This window comes from Bradyrhizobium sp. AC87j1, from assembly GCF_002936975.1.
In the GTDB taxonomy this organism is placed as follows: Bacteria; Pseudomonadota; Alphaproteobacteria; order Rhizobiales; family Xanthobacteraceae; genus Bradyrhizobium; species Bradyrhizobium shewense.
In genome coordinates, this window is sequence record NZ_PTFE01000117.1 from 1 (window position 1) to 21,426 (window position 21,426).

21 protein-coding genes and 1 pseudogene are annotated in these 21,426 nt (G+C 65.5%); 15 read left to right on the forward strand and 7 right to left on the reverse strand.

The genetic code is table 11. From position 1 onward, the window contains the following. Positions 1-114 precede the first annotated feature (114 nt). From CV770_RS35585 to CV770_RS35655, 15 genes and pseudogenes are all read left to right on the forward strand, one after another. A complete protein-coding gene (locus tag CV770_RS35585) occupies positions 115-855 on the forward strand; it encodes a FadR/GntR family transcriptional regulator (protein ID WP_018317590.1) in 741 nt (246 codons plus the stop codon). After that, the gene (locus CV770_RS35590; RefSeq protein WP_347337520.1) at positions 852-1,805 is read left to right on the forward strand and encodes an NAD(P)-dependent oxidoreductase; all 954 of its coding nucleotides are present in this window, start codon (positions 852-854) and stop codon (positions 1,803-1,805) included. The genes CV770_RS35585 and CV770_RS35590 overlap by 4 nt, the downstream gene beginning before the upstream one ends. Before the next feature lie 10 nt (positions 1,806-1,815). Then, entirely contained in the window at positions 1,816-2,499 is a 684-nt protein-coding gene (locus tag CV770_RS35595) for an amino acid ABC transporter permease (RefSeq protein ID WP_091954871.1), read from the forward strand. A gap of 7 nt (positions 2,500-2,506) precedes the next feature. Beyond that, positions 2,507-3,175, forward strand: a complete 669-nt coding sequence (locus CV770_RS35600) for an amino acid ABC transporter permease (RefSeq protein ID WP_201760180.1) — start codon at positions 2,507-2,509, stop codon at positions 3,173-3,175. Between the two features lies 1 nt (position 3,176). After that, entirely contained in the window at positions 3,177-3,932 is a 756-nt protein-coding gene (locus CV770_RS35605) for an amino acid ABC transporter ATP-binding protein (RefSeq protein WP_028145044.1), read from the forward strand. 20 nt (positions 3,933-3,952) lie between these two features. Continuing rightward, the gene (locus tag CV770_RS35610; protein WP_091954866.1) at positions 3,953-4,747 is read left to right on the forward strand and encodes a transporter substrate-binding domain-containing protein; all 795 of its coding nucleotides are present in this window, start codon (positions 3,953-3,955) and stop codon (positions 4,745-4,747) included. 68 nt (positions 4,748-4,815) lie between these two features. Then, on the forward strand, positions 4,816-5,262 hold the full coding sequence (gene rpiB, locus CV770_RS35615) for a ribose 5-phosphate isomerase B (protein ID WP_018317596.1): 447 nt from the start codon (positions 4,816-4,818) through the stop codon (positions 5,260-5,262). A 13-nt stretch (positions 5,263-5,275) separates the two neighbouring features. Then, positions 5,276-6,193, forward strand: a complete 918-nt coding sequence (locus tag CV770_RS35620; RefSeq protein ID WP_104465670.1) for a ribokinase — start codon at positions 5,276-5,278, stop codon at positions 6,191-6,193. Positions 6,194-6,250: 57 nt separating this feature from the next. Further along, a complete protein-coding gene (locus tag CV770_RS35625; protein ID WP_104465671.1) occupies positions 6,251-6,979 on the forward strand; it encodes a sulfite exporter TauE/SafE family protein in 729 nt (242 codons plus the stop codon). A gap of 16 nt (positions 6,980-6,995) precedes the next feature. Beyond that, positions 6,996-8,444, forward strand: a complete 1,449-nt coding sequence (gene radA, locus CV770_RS35630; RefSeq protein WP_018317598.1) for a DNA repair protein RadA — start codon at positions 6,996-6,998, stop codon at positions 8,442-8,444. Positions 8,445-8,611: 167 nt separating this feature from the next. Continuing rightward, positions 8,612-9,241, forward strand: coding sequence for a CvpA family protein (locus tag CV770_RS35635; protein ID WP_018317599.1), 630 nt, complete (start codon positions 8,612-8,614; stop codon positions 9,239-9,241). Positions 9,242-9,268: 27 nt separating this feature from the next. Further along, entirely contained in the window at positions 9,269-10,792 is a 1,524-nt protein-coding gene (gene purF, locus CV770_RS35640) for an amidophosphoribosyltransferase (RefSeq protein WP_104465672.1), read from the forward strand. A 159-nt stretch (positions 10,793-10,951) separates the two neighbouring features. Then, complete coding sequence (locus CV770_RS35645; RefSeq protein ID WP_091954855.1) at positions 10,952-11,692, forward strand: SDR family NAD(P)-dependent oxidoreductase; 741 nt, start codon at positions 10,952-10,954, stop codon at positions 11,690-11,692. A 78-nt stretch (positions 11,693-11,770) separates the two neighbouring features. After that, positions 11,771-12,948: pseudogene (locus tag CV770_RS35650) on the forward strand (NHL repeat-containing protein). Between the two features lie 128 nt (positions 12,949-13,076). Next, complete coding sequence (locus CV770_RS35655; RefSeq protein WP_104465673.1) at positions 13,077-14,303, forward strand: ABC transporter substrate-binding protein; 1,227 nt, start codon at positions 13,077-13,079, stop codon at positions 14,301-14,303. Positions 14,304-14,547: 244 nt separating this feature from the next. On the opposite strand, the gene CV770_RS35660 is transcribed toward CV770_RS35655, so the two are convergent. The 7 genes from CV770_RS35660 to CV770_RS35690 form a co-directional block, all read right to left on the reverse strand. Continuing rightward, positions 14,548-15,804, reverse strand: coding sequence for a TCR/Tet family MFS transporter (locus tag CV770_RS35660; RefSeq protein ID WP_104465674.1), 1,257 nt, complete (start codon positions 15,802-15,804; stop codon positions 14,548-14,550). After that, positions 15,801-17,183, reverse strand: coding sequence for a ribosome biogenesis GTPase Der (der, locus tag CV770_RS35665; RefSeq protein WP_091954843.1), 1,383 nt, complete (start codon positions 17,181-17,183; stop codon positions 15,801-15,803). Before der ends, CV770_RS35660 begins: the two co-directional genes overlap by 4 nt. 49 nt (positions 17,184-17,232) lie before the next feature. Further along, positions 17,233-17,781, reverse strand: a complete 549-nt coding sequence (locus CV770_RS35670) for a hypothetical protein (protein ID WP_104465675.1) — start codon at positions 17,779-17,781, stop codon at positions 17,233-17,235. Positions 17,782-17,841: 60 nt separating this feature from the next. Next, positions 17,842-18,495: a tetratricopeptide repeat protein gene (locus CV770_RS35675; protein WP_104465676.1), complete on the reverse strand. Its 654-nt coding sequence runs from the start codon at positions 18,493-18,495 to the stop codon at positions 17,842-17,844. A 167-nt stretch (positions 18,496-18,662) separates the two neighbouring features. Then, the gene (locus CV770_RS35680; protein ID WP_104465677.1) at positions 18,663-20,255 is read right to left on the reverse strand and encodes a class I adenylate-forming enzyme family protein; all 1,593 of its coding nucleotides are present in this window, start codon (positions 20,253-20,255) and stop codon (positions 18,663-18,665) included. Between the two features lie 72 nt (positions 20,256-20,327). Beyond that, positions 20,328-20,912, reverse strand: coding sequence for an NnrU family protein (locus tag CV770_RS35685; RefSeq protein WP_104465678.1), 585 nt, complete (start codon positions 20,910-20,912; stop codon positions 20,328-20,330). 69 nt (positions 20,913-20,981) lie between these two features. Next, on the reverse strand, positions 20,982-21,426 hold a 445-nt coding region (locus CV770_RS35690; protein WP_104465679.1), incomplete at its 5' end, for a UCP034077 family protein.

Here is a 21,426-nt window from a genome sequence, read left to right on the forward strand (position 1 = left end):
TTCCGTAGCCAATCAGATACCCGCGATTTCCGACCGGGTTGAGAGCCGAGCCTCTTGACCTCAGCCCCTTGGTCAGCATACTGGTCTGACCAAGATCAGACCAGTGGGACGGGAATGGAGCTCAAGCGGGCCACCGAAGGCGAAAAAGGGTTCGAGAAGGTGTTCGCTTTCCTGCGCGAACGCCTGCTCGCCGGCTCACTCAAGCCCGGCGACCGCCTCATCTCGGAACGCGAGTTGGCAACTCTCCTCGGCGTCAGCCGGCCGATCGTCCGCGAAGCGCTGCGGGCCCTCACCGTGCTCGGCATCGTCGAGATCCGCGACCGCATCGGCACCGTGGTGACCCGGCCGGACGTGTCGGTGCTGAACGACTTCTTCACCTTCGCGCTCGCCCAGCAGGCGGACATGCTCGACGACGTCATGCAGGCGCGGGTCGCGATCGAATGCCAGGCGATCCGCCTTGCCTGCGAGCGCGCCAACATCGCCGATTTCGAGCGTCTGCAGCGCGCGCTCGCGAAGATCGGCGAGACGATCGACGAAGCCGATGCCGGCGGCATGGCCGACTTCGACTTCCACCGTGCCATCGTCGTCGCCTCGCATTCGGAAACGCTGACGGTCCTGCATGGTTCGTTGGCCGGCCTGTTGACGCATTCGCATCGCAGCCGCCGTGAGCTGGTGCAGGCCTTCCCGTCGATGAAGACCTATCTGATCGACGATCACCGCCGCATCTTCGAGGCCGTGATTGCGCGCGACCCGGAGCGGGCGGACGCGACGCTGCGCAAGCATTTTGCCATTGGCGACGAGTACCGGCGGCGCGCCATCGTCGGCGACATCGACAAGACCAGCGCCTCGGGATGATCGCCGCAGCGCGGTCAACCAAGAAGCCAATCAAGAAACGGACTGATCACATGGGACGGAACGACAAGGGCAATGTCGGCTTCATCGGCATCGGCACGATGGGCCGAGAGATGGTGCGCAACTTGCTAATGGCCGGCCACGCAGTTCGCGTGTTCGATCTCGACGAGGCGGCACTGGCCGACAGCGCCAGGGAAGGCGCGACTCGTGCCAACAGCCCCGCCGATGCCGCGCAAGGCGCCGACATCGTCATCACCATGCTGCCCGACACGCCCCATGTCGAGGCGACCATTTACGGCGAGCACGGCCTACTCAAGTCGCCGCCATCAGGCAAGCTCGTCGTCGACATGAGCACGATTTCGCCGGTCGCCGTCCGCCGCATCCATGCCGACCTGCAAAAGATCGGCGTCGACTTCATCGACGCGCCGGTCTCGGGCGGGCCGGTTGGCGCCAAGAACGCCGCGCTCTCGATCATGGCCGGCGGCGATGCGAGCGCCTTTGCGCAGGCCGAGCCGTTCTTCCGTGCGATGGGCACCACCATCACGCATGTCGGCGCATCCGGCGCCGGCCAGACCGTCAAGCTCTGCAACCAGCTGATCTGCGGCATCAACATCCAGGCGATCTGCGAGGCGCTGGCGCTCGGCCGCGCTTCGGGCCTCGATCTCAATCTGCTGCGCCGGGTGCTGCTCGGTGGCTCCGCCGCCTCCTGGATGCTCGACAAGCTCGGCCCCCAGATGATCGCAGGCGACGACTCCGCCGGCTTCCGGATCGATCTCCAGCTCAAGGACCTGCGCCTGGTCCAGGAGCATGCGCAGGCGCTCAGCGTGCCGCTCCCCGGCACCGCCCTCGTGACCAGCCAGTATGTCGATGCGCGCGCGCATGGCGAAGGAAGCAACGGCAACCAGGCGCTGTTCCGCGTCTACGACCGCATGACCAACCAGACAACCGGCTGAACGGGCGGCGATGAGCCTTCAACTCGACTTTCCCGCAGTGCTGGAGCGTTGGCCGAGCTTTCTCGCCGGCGCCGTCCTCACGCTGGAGCTTGCCGCCTTCGCGACGGTGCTCGGCGCTCTCCTCGGCACGCTCGCGGCGGTCGGGCGCGGGACGCACAACGCGCTGATATCAGGCGCCTGCAAGGTTTATGTCGAGACCATCCGCAACACGCCGCTCTTGGTGCAGATCTTCCTGGTCTATTTCGGCCTAGCCAGTCTGGGGCTGAAATTCTCCGCTTTCACGGTGGCCGTGGCCGCGCTGACGATCAACGTCGGCGCCTACACCGCCGAGATCATGCGCGCCGGCTTCGAGGCGATCCCGCGCGGACAGATCGAGGCGGCCGAGGGCCTGGCGCTGTCGCGCCTCCAGATCTACTGGCACATCATCCTGCTGCCGGCGATCGAGAAGGTCTATCCGGCGCTGACCAGCCAGTTCGTGCTGCTGATGCTGGCCTCTTCGGTCTGCTCGCAAATCTCGGCCGAGGAGCTCACCGCCGTCGCCAACTACATCCAGTCGGATACGTATCGCGCATTCGAGACCTACATCATCGTCGCCGTGCTCTACGTCATCCTGTCGCTGGTGATGCGCGCCGGCTTCTGGGGCCTCGGCCTCGTGCTGTTTCCGCGCCGACGCCGGCTCGGCACGCCATTGTGAGATGATCATGGGCGGACATCTCAACATCAACCATCTGATGTTCCTCGGCCAGGGCGCGCTGTGGACCATTGGCCTGTCGGTGATCGCGCTGATCGGCGGCGGCATCGTCGGTTTCGTGATCGCGCTCGCGCGGATCTCGCCGCTGAAATCGGTGCGGATTGCCAGCGCCGTCTATGTCCAGCTCATCCAGGGCACGCCGCTACTCGTCATCCTGTTCCTCGGTTATTTCGGTCTCGCCGCGATCGGCCTCAAGGTCTCGCCGCTCGCTGCTGCCGGCGCCTCGCTGACGCTGTACGTCGCCGCCTATCTCGGCGAGATCTGGCGCGGCTGCATCCAGTCCGTGCCGAAGCCGCAATGGGAGGCCGCCGAAGGCCTGGCGCTGAGCCGGACCCAGCGCATGCTGAAAGTTATCCTGCCGCAGGCCATTCGCATCGCGACGCCGCCCACCATCGGCTTCATGGTGCAGATCGTCAAGAACACCTCGCTCGCCTCCGTCGTCGGCTTCGTCGAGCTGATGCGCTCGGGGCAGATCGTCAACAACTCGCTGTTCGAGCCGTTCGCCATCTACGCCATCATCGCCGTCATCTATTTCGCCATGTGCTATCCGCTGTCGCTGTTCAGCCAGAGGCTGGAACGGCGGATGGGGCGTGGCAGATCCAACCTCGCGCCGGCCTGACATGCAACAGAACCCCTCCTCCGATTCAATCGTGTCGCTCCGCGACGTGCAAAAGAGCTTTGGCTCGCTCCGGGTCCTCGATGGCGTCAGCTTCGCAGTCGAGCGCGGCGAAGTGCTGGCGCTGATCGGCCGCTCAGGCTCCGGCAAGAGCACGGCGCTGCGCTGCATCGACCGTTTCGAGAAGGTCGACGGCGGCGAGATTGTCGTTTGCGGGCATCGGGTCGACCGTCCCGACGTCGATCTGCGCGCGCTGCGCCAGGACGTCGGCATCGTGTTCCAGAGCTATAATCTGTTTCCACACCTGACGATCGAGCAGAACATCACGCTGGCGCCCTGCGCCGTGAAGGGCTTGGCGAATTCGCAGGCCAAGGACCTCGCGCGGAAAGTGCTGGCGCAGGTCGGGCTCGAAGAGAAGCTGCACGCCTATCCCGAGCAATTGTCGGGCGGCCAGCAGCAGCGCGCCGCGATCGCGCGCTCGCTCGCCATGCAGCCGAAGGTGATGCTGTTCGACGAGGTCACCTCTGCGCTCGACCCCGAACTCACCGCCGAAGTGCTGAAGGTGATCGAGCAGCTGGCGGCGGACGGCATGACCATGGTGATGGTCACGCACGAGATGGGCTTTGCCAAAGGCATCGCCGACCGGATCGTGTTCATGCATCGCGGCAAGGTTCACGAGACCGGCCCCGCCTCGATCCTGACATCGCCGACGACGCCGGAACTCACGCAATTCGTGGGCACCGGAAATCTAAAATCATAACAGGGAGAGGAGAACTAGGGATGACCAACAAGACACTGCTGGGGACCGCCGCCGCGCTGCTCGGCCTCGTCATTTTGTCCGCCACGCCGGCATCGGCCGACCTGCTCGACGACGTGATGAAGGCCAAGAAGATTCGCATTTCAACCGACCTTGCGATTCCGCCCTCGGGCATGATGGATTCCAGCATGAAGCCGACCGGCTCCGACGTCGAGGTGGCTCAGCTGCTCGCCAAGGATTGGGGCCTCGAGCTCGAATTCATCCAGACCACCGGCGCGACCCGCATCCCCAACGTCCTGACCGGCAAGGCCGACATCATCATCTCGACCCTGTCGGTGACGCCCGAGCGCGCCAAGGTCATCGACTTCACCAAGCGGTATGCGACGCTGCAGTCCGACGTCGGTTGTCTCAAGTCGATGAACGTCAAGGACTGGCCCGACCTGAAAGGCAAGTCCATCGGCGTCTCGCGCGGGACCACGCAGGATACCACCCTGTCCAACATGAAGGACAAGGAACTGACGATCGCCCGCTATGACGACGACGCCACGGAAGTCACGGCGGCCGTCTCCGGTCAGGTCGATTGCGTCGGCACGTCGGCCACGATCATCAACCAGATCGGCGTCAAGAATCCCGCCCGCATCTTCGAGTCGAAGATTCCGCTCGCAACCTTCGACCTCGCCATCGGCCTGAAGAAGGGCGAGCAGCGCCTGATGGACAAGCTCAACGGCTGGATCACCGAGAACGTCAAGAACGGCAAGCTCAACGCGATCTACAAGAAATTCCACGGGGTCGAGCTGCCGCCCGACATGCGTAGCTGAACGAAAGAGAAGCCGTGACAGCCGCTTTCCGGCTGTCACGGTCAATGCAAAATCAAGAAGGACACCACATGCGTCTCGTCATCGGATCCGACCACGCCGGCTGGCCGCTCAAGCAGACCGTTATCGACCACATCCGCAAGCTCGGCCACGACATCGTCGATGTCGGCTCCCATGACGACAAGCCGGTGGACTTCCCCGACATCGCGCGGGCCGTGGCGCAGAAGGTGACGTCGGGCGAAGCCGCACGCGGCATCATGGTGTGCGGCACCGGCGTCGGCGCCTCGATCGCGGCCAACAAGATGAAGGGCATCCGCGCCGCGGTCTGTCACGACGTTCATTCCGCCCATCAGAGCGTCGAGCACGACGACGTCAACGTCATGTGCATTGGCGCGCAGATCGTCGGCGCCTGGCTGGCCGTGGATCTCGTCTCGTCCTACCTCTCCGCGGAATTCTCGACCGACGAGGATTTTCGCCGCCGGGTCGAGAAACTGCGCGTCATGGACGAGCAAGGCTGACGGCCTCTCCGCCATGATCCTGGTGTTCGGATCGCTCAACATCGACCTCGTCGCGAAGGTCCCGATCATTCCCGGCCCCGGTAGGACGGTGCTCGCGCCGTCCTACCAGACGCATTTCGGCGGCAAGGGCGCCAACCAGGCTGTCGCCGCCGCGCGGATCGCGGGACCGGGACAAGTCCGGATGGCAGGCCGCGTCGGCCGGGACGGGTTTGGCGACAGCGCGATCGAGAACCTCAGGGGCAATGGCGTGGATACCGATCTCGTCGTCAGGGCCGACGAGCCGAGCGGCTGCGCGTTCATCACAGTCGATCAGGCCGGCGAGAATGCGATCACGGTGGCAAGTGGCGCCAACATGACCGCGACCGCCAGGGATCTCCCGGCCAGGCTCTTCGGTCCCGACACGGTTCTGGTGCTTCAGATGGAAATATCCTTTACCCAGGCGCTGGAAGCCGCACGCCGGATGAATTCGGCCTCCGGCACCGTCATCTGGAATCTCGCCCCCGTCCCCGAGCGGATGACCCGCGAGATGGTGATGGAACTTCTCGCCGTGACCGACCATCTCATGGTCAACGAGCACGAGGCGCTGGACGCGGCCGCAGCCATCGGCATCGTCGCATCCGACTACGACACCGCAGCCGCCGAGCTCGCCATGGCCGGCGACCTCACCTGCATCGTGACCGCTGGTGCGCAAGGCGCGCTGGCCGTGACGGCCGACGGCTCCCGCTTCCGCGCAGCTGCTCCACGCATCACGCCGGTGGACACGACCGGCGCCGGCGACACCTTTGTCGGCGCGTTTGCGGCCATGCTCGGTGAAGGCGCGGCGCTGCCGCGTACGCTCGAGGTGAGCTGCGAAGCCGCCGCATTGAAATGCCTCAAGGCCGGCGCCCAGACGGGCATGCCGGCGCGTAGCGCAATCGGCTCCCTCGCTTAGGAGGGATCGCCCGGGTTGACGGCCACGGCTAAACTTTCCCGATTCGTGGAGAGCGTTTTGGCCTTCCTCTTCGTCCTCATCGTCGGCCTCGTCGCCGGCACCATCTCAGGCATCGTGGGCACCGGCTCGTCGATCATGCTGATGCCGGTGCTGGTCTATGCCTTTGGGCCGAAGGAAGCGGTGCCGATCATGGCGGTGGCCTCCGTGATGGCGAACTTTTCGCGGATCCTGGCCTGGTGGCGAGAGGTCGACTGGCGGGCCTGCGCGGCCTATTCGGTCACGGGCATTCCGGCGGCCGTGCTCGGCGCACGGACGCTGTTGGCGCTGCCCTCGCACGCCGTCGATCTCGCCATCGGCATCTTCCTGATCGCGATGGTGCCGGTGCGGCACTGGCTGGCGCGGCACGACCTCAAGGCCAATCTCTGGCATCTCGCCGTCGGCGGCGCCGTGATCGGCTATCTCACCGGCATCGTGGTCTCGACCGGCCCGCTCAGCGTGCCGCTGTTCCTGTTCTACGGACTCAGCAAGGGCGCTTTCCTCGCCACCGAGGCGGCCTCCTCGCTCGGCCTCTACTTCGCGAAATCCGTGACCTTCGAGCGTTTCGGCGCGCTGACCGGCGATGTCTTCATGAAGGGTCTGATCGCGGGCGCCTCGCTGATGTCGGGCGCCTTCATCGCAAAACGCTTCGTGCTGCACCTGAAGCCGGACGTGTTCCGCCTGCTGATGGACGCGATCATGGTCGCGGCCGGGCTCTCCATGCTATGGAACGCGACGCAATCTCCCTGAGCACGATTGACGCCCCATGGCCAAGAACACGCTTTCCTTCGTCTGCCAGAACTGCGGCGCGGCCTATAACCGCTGGCAGGGCAAGTGCGAGTCCTGCGGCGAGTGGAATACGCTCGCCGAGGAGGACACTAGCGGCAGCGTCCCCGTCTCGATCCGCTCCAAGCGCAAGGGACGGACGTTTGCGCTGGAGAGCCTGTCGGGGAAAACCCAGGATGCGCCTCGCCTGTCCTCTGGGATGACCGAGCTCGACCGCGTCACCGGCGGCGGCTTCGTCCGCGGCTCGGTGCTGCTGGTCGGCGGCGATCCCGGCATCGGCAAATCGACGCTGCTCACGCAGGCAACCAGCATGATGGCACGCGCCGGCCACCGCATCGTCTACATCTCCGGCGAAGAGGCGGTCGCGCAGGTGCGGCTGCGCGCCGAACGGCTCGGGCTGTCGGATGCGCCGGTGCAGCTTGCGGCCGAAACCTCGGTCGAGGACATTGTCTCGACGCTGTCCGAGGGCGCGGTCCCGCGGCTGATCGTGATCGATTCGATCCAGACGATGTGGACCGACACGGTGGAATCCGCGCCGGGCACGGTGACCCAGGTGCGCGCCTCGGCGCAGGCGCTGATACGCTTTGCGAAGAAAACCGGTGCGGCCATCATCCTGGTCGGCCATGTCACCAAGGACGGCCAGATCGCCGGCCCCCGCGTGGTCGAGCACATGGTCGACGCCGTGCTGTCGTTCGAGGGCGAAGGCTCGCAGCAGTTCCGCATCCTGCGCGCCGTGAAGAACCGTTTCGGTCCGACCGACGAGATCGGCGTGTTCGAGATGACCGGCCTTGGCCTGCGTGAGGTCACCAACCCCTCGGAGCTGTTCCTGTCCGAGCGTGATCTCGGCACGCCCGGCACCGCAGTGTTCGCGGGCATCGAGGGCACGCGGCCCGTCCTGGTCGAATTGCAGGCGCTGGTGGCACCGACCTCGCTCGGCACGCCGCGACGGGCCGTGGTGGGCTGGGATCAGAGTCGGCTCTCGATGGTGCTGGCAGTGCTGGAGGCCCATTGCGGGGTCAAGCTGTCGGGCCACGACGTCTATCTGAACGTAGCGGGAGGCCTGCGCATCCACGAGCCCGCGGCCGACATGGCCGCCGCGGCCGCGCTGGTGTCCTCCCTGGTTAATGCGCAGTTACCCACCGATGCGGTCTATTTCGGCGAGATTTCACTCTCTGGCGTGATCCGGCCGGTGGCGCAGACCCCGGCCCGGCTCAAGGAGGCGGTCAAGCTGGGCTTCAAGCGCGCCGTGCTGCCCGAATCGGCCCGAGGCGGGGATGCCGGCGGTGACGCCGGACTGTCCCTGAACGCGGTCAACAGCCTGACGACATTGGTCGCAGAGATTGCCGCCAAGGGCTCCCGCCGGGGCGAATCGAACGCGCCGGCAGAGAAAAATGCCACACCGGCAAGATTCCGCCGTGGAGAGGGTTAGGTGGAGGTGACGTCGGAGGCCCCCACCGCTATACAGCCGTCACAAAAGCAGCATGGGATTGCGTGGTTGCGGCCTTGCCGGGAACGCCGTCTGCCCCTCTTTTAGGGCAGCGGCCAAACACCGATTCGCTAGAGCACCTTCGACGTACGAGCGGACCAGACCAGCCGATGCCAGTAACACTCCTCGACCTGATCCTGCTCGGTGTGATGCTAATCTCGGGCCTGCTTGCCATGGTCCGCGGCTTCATGCGCGAAATCCTGTCGATCGCGGCCTGGGGCGCTGCGGCGATCGTGACGCTGTACTCCTTCTCGAAGCTGCTGCCGACCGCCAAGACCTATTTCAACAACGACACCGTCGCGAGCGTGGTCGTCGTCGCCGGCGTATTCGTGGGCACCCTGGTCGTGGTTTCCGTGATCACGGTCCGGATCTCCGACATGATCCTGGATTCCAGGATCGGTGCGCTGGACCGCACCCTCGGCTTCCTGTTTGGCCTGGCTCGCGGGCTTTTGATCGTCGTGGTCGCCTTCCTGTTCTTCACCTGGCTGGTTCCGGACAAGCAGCGCCCGGACTGGGTGACGGGGGCCAAATCCCGCGTCGTGCTCCAGGGAACCGGGGATTGGCTGATGGCCCTCTTGCCTGACGACCCCGAGAACACCATCTTGAAGAGATTCAAGAAAAACAAACCAGATGATGATCAAGCTGAATCCGAGCAGCAGCCTTCGGGCAGTGGCGACGGTTACAGTAAACCTGCTCGTGACAGTTTGAAGAAACTGATCGAGAAACCTGCGGCGCGTTGATTGCCCTTAAAGAGAGGCGCGGACGAGATGCGACACCCTGACCAGGACGCCCAACTTGATCTCGATCCAAACGCCGGTCCAGGCCCGGCCGCGCTAGAGGTTCAGGACGACCTGGAAGGAGATACGCTGCGCGAGGAATGCGGCGTCTTCGGCATCTATGGCCACCCGGACGCCGCCGCCATCACCGCGCTCGGCCTTCACGCCCTTCAGCACCGCGGCCAGGAAGCCGCCGGCATCGTCTCCTACGACGGCAGCCGCTTCCACAGTGAACGCCGCCTCGGGCTCGTCGGCGATACCTTCTCCCGCCGCGAGGTGATTGATCGCCTGCCCGGCAATATGGCCGTCGGCCATGTCCGCTACTCCACCACCGGCGCCACCATCCTGCGCAACGTGCAGCCGCTGTTCGCCGAGCTCAATGCCGGCGGCCTTGCGGTCGCCCATAACGGCAACCTCACCAACGGCCTGACGCTGCGCCGCGAGCTGGTGCGCCACGGCGCCATGATGCAGTCGACCACCGACACCGAGGTGATCCTGCATCTGGTCGCGCGCTCCAGGCGCGCCCGCTTCATCGAGCGCTATATCGACGCGCTGCGCGAGATCGAAGGTGCCTATGCGCTGGTCTCGCTCACCAACAAGAAGCTGGTCGGCGCGCGCGATCCGCGCGGCATCCGCCCGCTGGTGCTCGGCGAGCTCGACGGCTGCCCGATCCTGACGTCGGAGACCTGCGCGCTCGACATCATCGGCGCGCGCTTCATCCGCGACATCGAGCCGGGCGAAGTCATCGTGTTCGACGAGAACGGCCAGGACATCCACAAGCCGTTCCCGCCGATGGCGCCGCGTCCCTGCATCTTCGAATACATTTATTTCGCCCGTCCGGATTCCATCGTCCACGGCCGCTCGGTCTACGAGGTGCGCAAGGCCTTCGGTGCGCAGCTCGCGCGCGAGAGCCACGTGCCGATCGACGTCGTCGTGCCGGTGCCGGATTCCGGCGTGCCCGCCGCGGTCGGCTACAGCCAGCATTCCGGCGTGCCGTTCGAGCTCGGCATCATCCGCAACCACTATGTCGGCCGCACCTTCATCCAGCCGACGCAGGCGATCCGCGAATCCGGCGTACGCATGAAGCATTCGGCCAACCGCGCCGCGATCGAAGGCAAGCGCATCATCCTGATCGACGACTCGCTGGTGCGCGGCACCACCTCGAAGAAGATCGTGCGCATGATGCGCGATGCCGGCGCCAAGGAAGTGCACTTCCGTCTCGCCTCACCGCCGATCCTCTATCCCGATTATTACGGCATCGATCTGCCGGATCGCGGCGGTCTTCTCGCGGCGACGCATTCGCTGGAGGAGATGCGCGAGATCATCGGCGCCGACTCGCTCGCCTTCCTGTCGATCGACGGCATGTACCGCGCCATGGGCGAGCCCGGCCGCGACCCCGCCAATCCGAAATTCTCGGATCATTGTTTTACCGGGGCCTATCCGACCCACCTCACCGACCAGACCCAGACCGAGCAGCAGCCGCGACAGCTGTCTCTGCTGGCGGAGGCGAGCTGACGGCGCAGCCGTCATCCCGGGGCGGTCCGTAAGGACCGAACTGTGGTGCGCAATTGCGCACCTGAGGATCTCGAGATTCCGGGAATGCTTCGCATCGCCCCGGAATGACAGCTGCGGATGGGGGCTTGTCCCGGCCAACCACGCCTGTAAAACCCCGCCATGACAAAACCCCTCGCTGATCGCATCGCTCTCGTCACCGGCGCCTCGCGCGGCATCGGCTATGCCACCGCGATCGCGCTCGCCAAAGCCGGCGCGCATATCGTGGCGGTGGCGCGCACGCAGGGCGGGCTGGAAGAGCTCGACGACGAGATCCGGAAAGTCGGCGGCAGCGCCACGCTGGTACCGCTCAACCTCACCGATTCCGACGGCATCGCGCGGCTCGGCGCCGGCCTGCACGAGCGCTACGGCAAGCTCGACATCCTCGTCGGCAATGCCGGCGTGCTCGGCCCCTCCTCGCCGATTGGCCATATCGAGCTGAAGACCTTCACCGACGTGATGGCCGTCAACGTCTCCGCGAACTTCCAGCTGATCCGCTGCATGGAGCCACTGCTGAAGCAGTCCGATGCCGGCCGCGCCGTGTTCATCACCTCGGGCGCCGCCAACAAGGCGACCGCCTATGTCAGCCCCTACGCGGCGTCCAAGGCCGCACTGGAAACACTGGCCCGCGCATGGGCGCAAGAGACCGCGAACACGAAGCTGCGCGTCAATCTGTTCAACCCCGGCCCGGTCCGCACCCGCATGCGCGCGACCCTGATGCCGGGCGAAGACCCGGCGACGCTCGACACGCCCGAGCAGGTCGCCGAATTCATCGTGCCGATGTGCGCGCCTGACTGGACCGAGACCGGCAAGTTCTACGACTACAAGACCCGCAGCCTGATGAGCTTCCGCTCCCCGGCCTGATTGACTCGACTGCCTCCCCGCGATTGACTGCCCGCGCGCAAGCGGCAGCAAGCCGCACGCCAAGAAAGGGAGGATGCCATGGCGCCATGGCACGATCGCGCAGGCTCTACGTCTGCGCTCGCACGTCACGCTCTCTCCATTCTGAGCCGTCGCGTTCGCGTTTCCGGTTGCCTCGAACGCCGGCGGCGTCCCGACTTTTGCGGTCGATGCCTCCTGGCCAAAGCAGCTGCCGAACAACTGGATCCTCGGCCAGGTCGGCGGCATCACGGTCGACTGGCAGGGCCATATCTGGGTGATCCATCGCCCGCGCTCGCTCACCGACGACGAGAACGGCGCAAGCCTCACTCCGCCGCGCTCGAAATGCTGCGTGTCGGCGCCGCCTGTGCTCGAATTCGACGTCGACGGCAATCTGCTGCGGTCCTGGGGCGGTTCGGGCCAGGGCTATGACTGGGTCGGCCGCGAGCACGGCATCGAGGTCGACGAGCGCGGCTTCGTCTGGGTCGGCGGCAATGCCGACAACGACAACGCCATCTTGAAGTTCACGCTCGACGGCAAGTTCGTCGCCCAGATCGGCAAGTTCGCCCCGAGCCTTGGCAGCAACGACACGACGCAGCTCGGCAAGCCCGCCGAGACCGCGCTCGACAAGGAGGCCAACGAAATCTATGTCGCCGACGGCTATGGCAACCGCCGCGTCATCGTGTTCGATGCGACCACCCTCGCCTACAAGCGGCACTGGGGCCTATGGCAACAAGCCCGACGACGCCAAGCAGGCGCCCTACGATCCCAAGGCGCCGGTCTCGCAGCAATTCGGCAACCCCGTCCACTGCGTGAAGCTCGCCAATGACGGCCTCGTCTATGTCTGCGACCGCATCAACAACCGTATCCAGGTGTTCAAGAAGGACGGCAGCTTCGTGAAGGAGTTCTTCTTCGAGAAGAACACGCTCGGCAACGGCGCGGTGTGGGACATCGCGATCTGGCCCGATCCGAAGCAGACCTATTTGCTCAGCGCCGACGGCGAGAACAACGAGATCCGGGTCATCAAGCGCGAGGACGGCAGCGTGGTCGGCAGCTTCGGGCACAACGGCCGCAACGCCGGTCAATTCCACTGGGTGCACGCCATGGCGATCGACGCGAGGGGTAACGTCTATACCGCCGAGGTCGATACCGGAAAGCGCATCCAGAAATTCAAGCTGACATCGGACGCGCTCAAAATAGCGTCTCAACGCATTTTTCCCAAAAAGTTAACCGACGGATGACGCTACGACGCAGCGTCATCCGGCTTTAGGCGCATTGCCGCCGGCCCTGGGACAGGCTAGAGCCAATCAGCTGGAACAAGGCTCCGCAAGAGAGCCGTCCGCATATTTGACAATGGAGGAAACCTTTTATGACGACGACGTTCGCGCGCCGCTCCGCGGCCCTTCTGGCCTGTGCCGCCTTCGGTTTTGCAACATCCGCCTACGCGCAGGACAAGACCGTCAAGATCGGCGTGCTCAACGACATGTCGAGCCTCTATGCCGACATCGGCGGCCCCAACTCCGTGGTTGCGATCAAGATGGCGGTCGAGGATTCCGGCCTGCTCAAGAAGGGCTGGAAGATCGACGTCATCAGCGGCGATCACCAGAACAAGCCCGACGTCGGCGTCAACATCGCCCGGCAGTGGATCGACAACGAGAAGGTCGACGCGATCGCCGATACGCCGAACTCCGGTGTCGCGCTGGCGGTCAGCAACCTCGTCAAGGAAAAGAATGCGGTGCTGCTGAATTCCGGCGCCGCCTCCGCCGACCTCACCGGCAAGGCCTGCACGCCGAACACGATCTCCTACACCTATGACACCTACATGCTGGCCAACGGCACCGGCAAGGCGCTGACCAAGGCCGGCGGCGACAGCTGGTTCTTCCTGACCGCGGACTATGCCTTCGGCCACGCGCTCGAACGCGACACCACGGCGGTCGTGACCGCGAACGGCGGAAAGGTGCTCGGCAGCGTCAAGCATCCGATCAATACGGCGGACTTCTCATCCTTCCTGCTGCAGGCGCAATCCTCCAAGTCCAAGGTGGTAGGCCTTGCCAACGCCGGCGGCGACACCACGAACTCGATCAAGCAGGCGGCCGAATTCGGCATCGTCTCCGCCGGCCAGAAGCTCGCGGCCCTGCTGTTGTTCATCAACGACGTGCATTCGTTGGGACTGAAGACCGCCCAGGGCCTGACCTTCACCGAATCGTTCTACTGGGACCTGAACGACAAGACCCGCGAATGGTCCAAGCGCTTCTCGGCGCTCGCCAGCAAGAACGCGATGCCGTCGATGACGCAGGCGGGCAATTACGCGATGGTGCTGCACTATCTGAAGGCGATGGACGCGCTCGGCGGCAATCCGCATGACGGCGCCAAGGTCGTCGCCAAGATGAAGGAGCTGCCGACCGACGATCCGCTGTTCGGCAACGGCCCGCTGCGCCAGGACGGCCGCCGTCTCATCCCGGCCTACCTGTTCGAGGTGAAGAAGCCCGAGGAGTCGAAGGGGCCGTGGGACTATTACAAGCAGATCGCCACGATCGCGGCAGAAGACGCAGCCAAGCCGCTCAAGGACAGCGATTGTCCGCTGGTGAAGAAGTAAGAGACCGTAGGTTGGGTTAGCACGCGGCTGCGCGAAGCGCAGTCCGCTGGCGTAACCCACCACTTCTCTCGCCCCGACAAAGGTGGCGGATTACGCTTCGCTAATCCGCTCTACGCTCGTACGGCTTGGCGAGCAGCCGTAGGGTGGGCAAAGGCTCGTCAGCGCCGTGCCCACCATCTCGCCGCACTAACAGAAGGCGGTGGGCACGCTTCGCTTTGCCCACCCTACGAGACCGTCTTGGTTGCTACGAGACTGTCTTCGCCCCACCCAGCGTCCGCACCGCGATCGCTACGCAGACCACCATCAGCGCTGCCGCGAGCAGGAACGGTGCGCCGGGCAGATGCAGCGGCGCGCCGACGCTGATGAAATAGGAAAAGGTCAGCGTGAACAGGAACGGACCGACGAGCTGCGACACGCTCTGCACGCTCGCGGTCGCGCCCTGGAGCTGGCCCTGCTGATCGGCTGAGACCAGCCGCGTCATCAACGCTTGCGACGCGGCACCCGAGATGCCCCACAGCGCCAGAATGGGAATCCCGAGCCAGGACAGCGGCCCGGTCGGCGCAGCGCCCAGGACGACGAAGCCGAGCGCGCCACAACACAGGCCGAGCAACAGCGCGTTCCGCTCGCCGAGCACGCGCACGATCGGGCCGATCGCGAGCCCCTGCACCACCATGGCGCAGATGCCGACCATCGCCAGCGTCAATCCCACGGTCTTGGAATCCCAGCCGTAGCGATAGGTCGCATAGAGCACGAAGGTCGAGGGCAACACGACATGCGCGACCTGCGCGATGAAATTGACGACGGACAACGCAGCGAGCACTGCATTGGAGCGCAAGAGGCGGAGCGCCCCGAGCGGACTGGCACTCCGCCAGCGGAACGGCGCGCGCTTGTCGGGCGCGAGCGATTCCGGCAGGACGAATAGCCCATAGAGCGCATTGGCGAAGCTGAGGGCCGCCGACGCCCAGAACGGCAGGCGCGGATCGATATCGCCGAGCAGGCCGCCGAGCGCTGGCCCCAGGATGAAGCCGGCGCCGAACGCCGCGCCAATCCGGCCGAAGACCGCCGCGCGCCGCTCCGGCGGCGTGATGTCGGCGATATAGGCAAAGGCCGTCGAGATGCTGGCCGAGGTGATGCCGGAGATGACGCGGCCGACGAACAACCACACCAGGGACGGCGCCAGCGCCATCAGCACGTAGTCGGCCGCGAGCCCGAAATTCGACAGCAGCACCACCGGCCGCCGCCCGAAGCGATCCGACAGCGCGCCGAGCAACGGCGAGAACACGAACTGCATCAGCGCCCAGGCCGTGCCGAACAGGCCGAAGATGCGGGCGGCGTGGGCGGTGTCGTTGTCAACGAAGCTCTCGATCAGCTTCGGCAGGATTGGCATGATGACGCCGAGCGCGAGCATGTCCAAGAGGATGGTGACGAAGATGAAGGCGACCACGCCGCGCCTCGCGGGCACGGCGCCTTGCGCCGCCACCTCGCGGGCGCCGTCACTCACGACGGCCGCTTGCGCTTGTGCGCGAAGGGATTGGCCTTCTCGCGCAAGGTGATGCGCACCGGCGTGCCCGGCAGTTCGAAAGTCTCGCGCATGGAATTGATGAGGTAGCGCAAATAAGACTGCGGCACCGCATCAGCGCGCGAGCAGAACAGCACGAAGCTCGGCGGGCGCGCCTTGGTCTGCGTGATGTAATTGAGCTTGAGCCGTCGGCCGGACACGGCCGGCGGCGGATTGGCCTGAACCGCCTGCTCGAACCAGCGGTTCAATGCCGAAGTCGACACGCGCCGGTTCCAAAGCGCGTAGGCGTCCTGGATCGCCTGCATCAGCCGATCGATGCCCTCGCCCATCAGGCCCGAGACCGCGACGATCGGCACGCCCTTGATCTGCGGCAGCAAATGGTCGGCATCGCGACGCAGACCCGAGATCGCACCGCCCCCCTTGCTCTCCATCAGGTCCCATTTGTTGACGGCGAGCACCACCGCACGGCCCTCGCGCTCGATCAGATCGGCGATACGCAAATCCTGCTCCTCGAAGCGGTTCTGCGAATCCATCATCATCACGACGACTTCGGCAAAACGGACCGCGCGCAGGGCGTCGGCGACCGAGAGCTTTTCCAGTTTCTCCTCGATGCGAGAGCGCCGGCGGAGACCTGCTGTGTCGAACACGCGAAACTCGCGGCCCTTCCAGTTGATCTCGACCGCGATGGAATCGCGCGTGGTGCCAGCCTCCGGGCTCGTCAGCAGGCGTTCCTCGCCGAGCAGATGGTTGATCAGCGTCGACTTGCCGGCATTGGGCCGGCCGACGATGGCGACCCGGATCGGGCGCGTCGCGGCCTCTTCCTCGGTGAGCGGCTCGTCGTCCTCGGTCTCGTCGTCATCGACGGGCTCCGGCATCAGCTTGGCGAGCTCATCGTAGAGCTCGCCCATGCCTTCGCCATGCTCGGCCGAGATCTGGATGGGATCGCCGAGGCCGAGCGCAAAGGATTCCATCGCGCCGGCATCGCCATGCTTGCCCTCGCTCTTGTTGGCGACCAGCAGCACGGGCTTGTTGGCCTTGCGGGCGAAATCGGCGAAGGCGCGGTCGGTCGGCGTGAGGCCGACGCGGGCATCGATGACGAAGAACAGCGCGTCGGCCTGCGCGATCGCGGTCTCGGTCTGCTCCTGCATGCGCGCGGTCAGCGAGCCCTTGGCGCCCTCGTCGAGGCCGGCAGTGTCGATGATGGTGAATTCGAGATCGCCTAGCCTCGCCTCACCCTCGCGGCGGTCGCGGGTGACGCCCGGCAGGTCGTCGACGAGCGCGAGCTTCTGTCCGACCAGGCGGTTGAACAGCGTCGATTTGCCGACATTGGGCCGGCCGATAATGGCGATCGTGAAGGACATCGGTCATTCGTGCGCTGCCGGGGCTGCGCCTGTCAATGAAAGGAAAAAATTAGCGCGAGAAGCTGCCGCTCGGCAGCGGCGCCGGGAAGCCGCCCTGCGTCTGCTGCTGCGTGGTCTGGGTCGGTTGCGCCTGCTGGACCGGCTGATCCGGCGGCGGCGCAGTGGTGCGCTTGCGGACGATCTTGTGCTTGGGCGGCGGAGCGGCTGAGGCCGGCGCCGCCTCCGGCTGGGCCTCGCCGTCGACTTCGCCAGCGGGCGCTTCAGTCGGCGCTGCGGCTGCGGCGGCCGGCTGCCTGGTGTGCTTCGCCTTGGCACCCTTCGCCGGCTTGGCCTCGGGCGGCGGCTCGGCTGGCAGAGCCGCGACGGCAGGCGCGTTCGGATCGGGCTGCTGCTGCGCGCCCTTGTACATATCCTTCGGGACGCCCTGCTCAAGGCCCGGCACGCCCTCCGGGAAGACCGGCTTGCGGTCGCCCGGCAGCTTCTTCTTGGTGTCGAGGAAGTCGAGCATGTCGCTTGGATCGAAGCTGGAGCAGCCGCCCAGGACGCCCGTGAAGGCGATCAGGACGGCGGCTGCGATCAAGCGTGGCGTGCGGCGCATATCGTGTCTCGTCTAGGTCAGGGAGCCGTCGTCAGCTCTTCTTGCTCAGCTCTTTTTTGCTCAGCTCTTGGCGACGGGCGGCAGCAGGGCCTGGAGCGCCTCGGCGCGCGAGCGCAGGCCGGGCGGCGTTTCGCCGTCTTCGCCGATCGCGTCGAGCCATTTGCGGGCCGCGGTCATGTCGTTGTTGCGCCAAGCCGACAGCGCCAGCATCTCGCGGGCGGTATGGCGGAAGGTCGATTTGGGGGCGGCGGAAGCCTCGAGCCGCTGCTGCATGTCGGCATAGCTGGCGCTGTCGAGCACCAGGCCGGCGGCGCGGATCTTGGCCAGATCCTGCCACTCACCACCGACGCTGCGGTCGGAAGCGATGTCGTCATACATTTTGGCGGCAGCCTTGGCGTCGCGGGGCGCCGCCTCGGCTGCGGCGCGCAGCCGCGCCAGGGTGCGATAACCCGAGGGCGCCTTGGCGGCGAGCTCGATGAAGGCGGCCTCGGCCTCGGCATGCTTGTCCTGATCGGACAGCTCGGCGGCCTTCTCGAAGGCGGCGCCGGCCTCGGCGGCCTTCTTGGACTCCAGATATTGATAACCGCGCCAGCCACCGACGCCGGCAACGACCAGCACCATCAGGGCGATGAAGTAGATCGAATATCTATCCCACAGCTTCTTAAGCTGTTCGCGACGTACTTCCTCGTCGACTTCGTTAAATAATTCAGACACTTATGCTAATCCCATGCCCGTCCGGGTACGCGCGCCGAAGCGTTCGCGTCAGGAATCCCGTCCCCCACGTGGCGGCGAGGTACCCTAACGATATGGCGGTGGCAAGGCAAAGCGAGCCCAATCAAGGCGTTAACCACCCGGGACAGCCCGGATTGCGCCTGCCCGGCTCAAGCGCCCAGGAGCTCCCTGAGCTGCCGCTTCAGCACCTTGCCGTTGGCGTTGCGCGGCAGCGGGTCTGGTGTGATCGCCATGGTCTCGGGAACCTTGTAGTCGGACAAGCGCTCGGCGCACCAGACGCGCAAGGCCTCGCCGGCGACCGGCGCACGCGTCACCACCACGGCGTGGACGCGCTCGCCCAGCACCGGGCAGGCCTTGGCGATGATCGCGCTCTCGATCACCGCGGGATGGCCGGCCAGCACGGATTCGACCTCGGCCGAATAGATCTTCAGGCCGCCGCGATTGATCATGTCCTTCTGCCGGTCGAACACGCGGACGAAGCCTTCCGCATCGACCGAGCCGAGATCGCCGGAGTGCCAGAATCCGCTGGTGAAGCTTTCGGCGGTGGCTTTGGGGTTATTCCAATAGCCCTTGATGACGGAGGCGCTCTGAATCCAGAGCTCGCCGATCTCGCCATGGGGCAGCTCGCGCCCGTCCGGGTCCATCGCAACGATGCGCGCGCCCGGACACGGCAGGCCGACGCTGTCGATATGGCTCTCGGTCAGCTCGCCCGGCATGATCGTCGAGGGCGACGTCGTCTCGGTTGCGCCGTAGCAGTTCATCAGCTTCAGGCCGGGAATTGTCGCCTTGAGCTTCTCGATGGTCGCGACCGGCATCGGCGCCCCGCCAAAGCCGCCGATGCGCCAGCTCGACAGGTCGTAGCTGTCGAAATCAGGCTGCAGCAGGCAGAGATTGTACATCGCCGGCACCATCACCGTGTAGGTGACGCGCTCGCGCGCGGCGAGCTTGAGGTAATCGGCCGCCTTGAACTCGGGCATGATGATCAGCGCGCCACTGCTGCGGATCATCGTCGTGATGTTGGCGACGACGCCCGTGACATGGCCGAGCGGCACCGCCGCGATCGAGCGGTCCGCTTCCGTCAGTTGCAGGCAGGACACGAACACCATCGAGGAATGGACGATGTTGCAATGGGCCAGCAACGCGCCCTTCGGCTTGCCCGTCGTGCCCGAGGTGTAGAGGATCATCGCGGTATCCTCTTCGCTCACCTCGATCGGCGCAGGCGCCGGCGGGTTCTCGGCGAGCGCGGCGAAGCGCGAGCGAGCCGGATCGTCGTCGACGGCGATGCGGTGGATCACATCGGGCACATCCTGCGCATCGGGCAGCCGCTCTGCAAGCCCTGCTTCGTGGATCAGGATCTTGGCGCCGCAATCGGCGAGGACATAAGCGATCTCCGGCTTCTGCTGGCGCGTGCTGAGCAGCACGGTGACCAGCCCCTCATGCGCGGCGGCAAACAGCAGCAGCGGAAATTCGATGCGGTTGCCGAGCAGGATCGCGACGCGGTCGCCGCGCTGCAGGCCGAGCTTGCGGAAGCCCGTGGCGATCCGCGCGGCCTGCTCCACGGCCTGCCGCCAGCTCAGCCGGACATTGCCTGCGATCAGCGCCTCGCCATCGGCATTACGGGCGCGGGCTTGCGCGATCATCTCCCACACGCTCGCCGGCCGATCCGAAAATGCCGGCACCACGCGGTCGCCGAAGCGCGCCTCGAACCGCATCGGCGGGATCTGAGATTGCGACCAATCCATCGAAGGGCCCTCGGCTTGTTGCTCTTATTGGCTTCCGCGCATGGACATCGGGTTTCGTCTTGTGCTGACCGGCTAGACCCCGATCACGGGAACACCGATCACGACCGGATGGAACGCGAAGGCCAGCGCGACATAGGCGACGACGCCGACGACGACCGCAATCAGATCGTTGCTGACGCCGCCCACCGGGATCGGCGGGCCGCCGGCGTCGGTGCGATGCTTAAGCGAAATGCGGTCATACACTGCCCAGCCCAGGAACGAGCCGAACAGGATGATGGAGCCGAGATCGCCATTGGCCAAAAGATGCGCCGCCGCCCACAGCTTGATACCGGCCAGCATCGGGTGCTTCAGCGTCGCGTAGATGCGGCCGCGCAGGTAAGAGGCGACCACCAGGATGACCGCGGGCAGCATCAGCGCGAGCGTGATGTGCTTCATCGCCGTCGGCGGATACCAGATGTCGATCCAGCCGGAGCTGCGGTAATGGGCAAAGCCCCAGATGATCAACGCGAGGCCTGCGAGCGAGACCACGGCATAGAGGATCTTGTAGGTCCCCTCGCCCAGCGTCGCGATCGCCTGCGCGCGCGCCTCACGTTTGGTGGTGAACACATGGGTCGCAAAAAACAGCGCAAGCCCCAGGATCATGACCAGCAGACCCACGACATCCTCCCCGCAAAGCAGCCCCGCCTCTGAGGTATCATCGATTGGGCCGTAGTCGCAACTGATGCGCTATTTACCCAGCTCGCGATTGTCGACATAGCGGATCGCGATCGGCCGCCCGGCCAGCGCGCCGCCGAGTCCGCCGGTGAATTTCAGCGGCAGGCAAGCCTTCAGCGATGAATTGATCGCATCCAGGTAGGTCGTCCGGGTATCGGCGGGAACGCCAGGGGTTGCGAAGGTCAAGCGCGGCGGGCCGATCAGGCCGCCGGCCCTGTTGAAGCTGAAGCGCACCGACATCTGCATGCCTGCTCGCGGATTGTCCGATGGCGGCGACCAGCAGCTGCGCAGCTCGGCGAAGAGGTCGCCGATCGTGTCGAGATCGTGATCGGGCTTTTGATATTTGGCGCGGTCGGCCTCGGACGGCACAGTCTCGATCGTGAGCTGGAGGTTCTGGCCGTAAGGATAGTCGATCTCGGGAATGCAGGGACCGGGCTCGAGCGGGCTGCAATAGGAC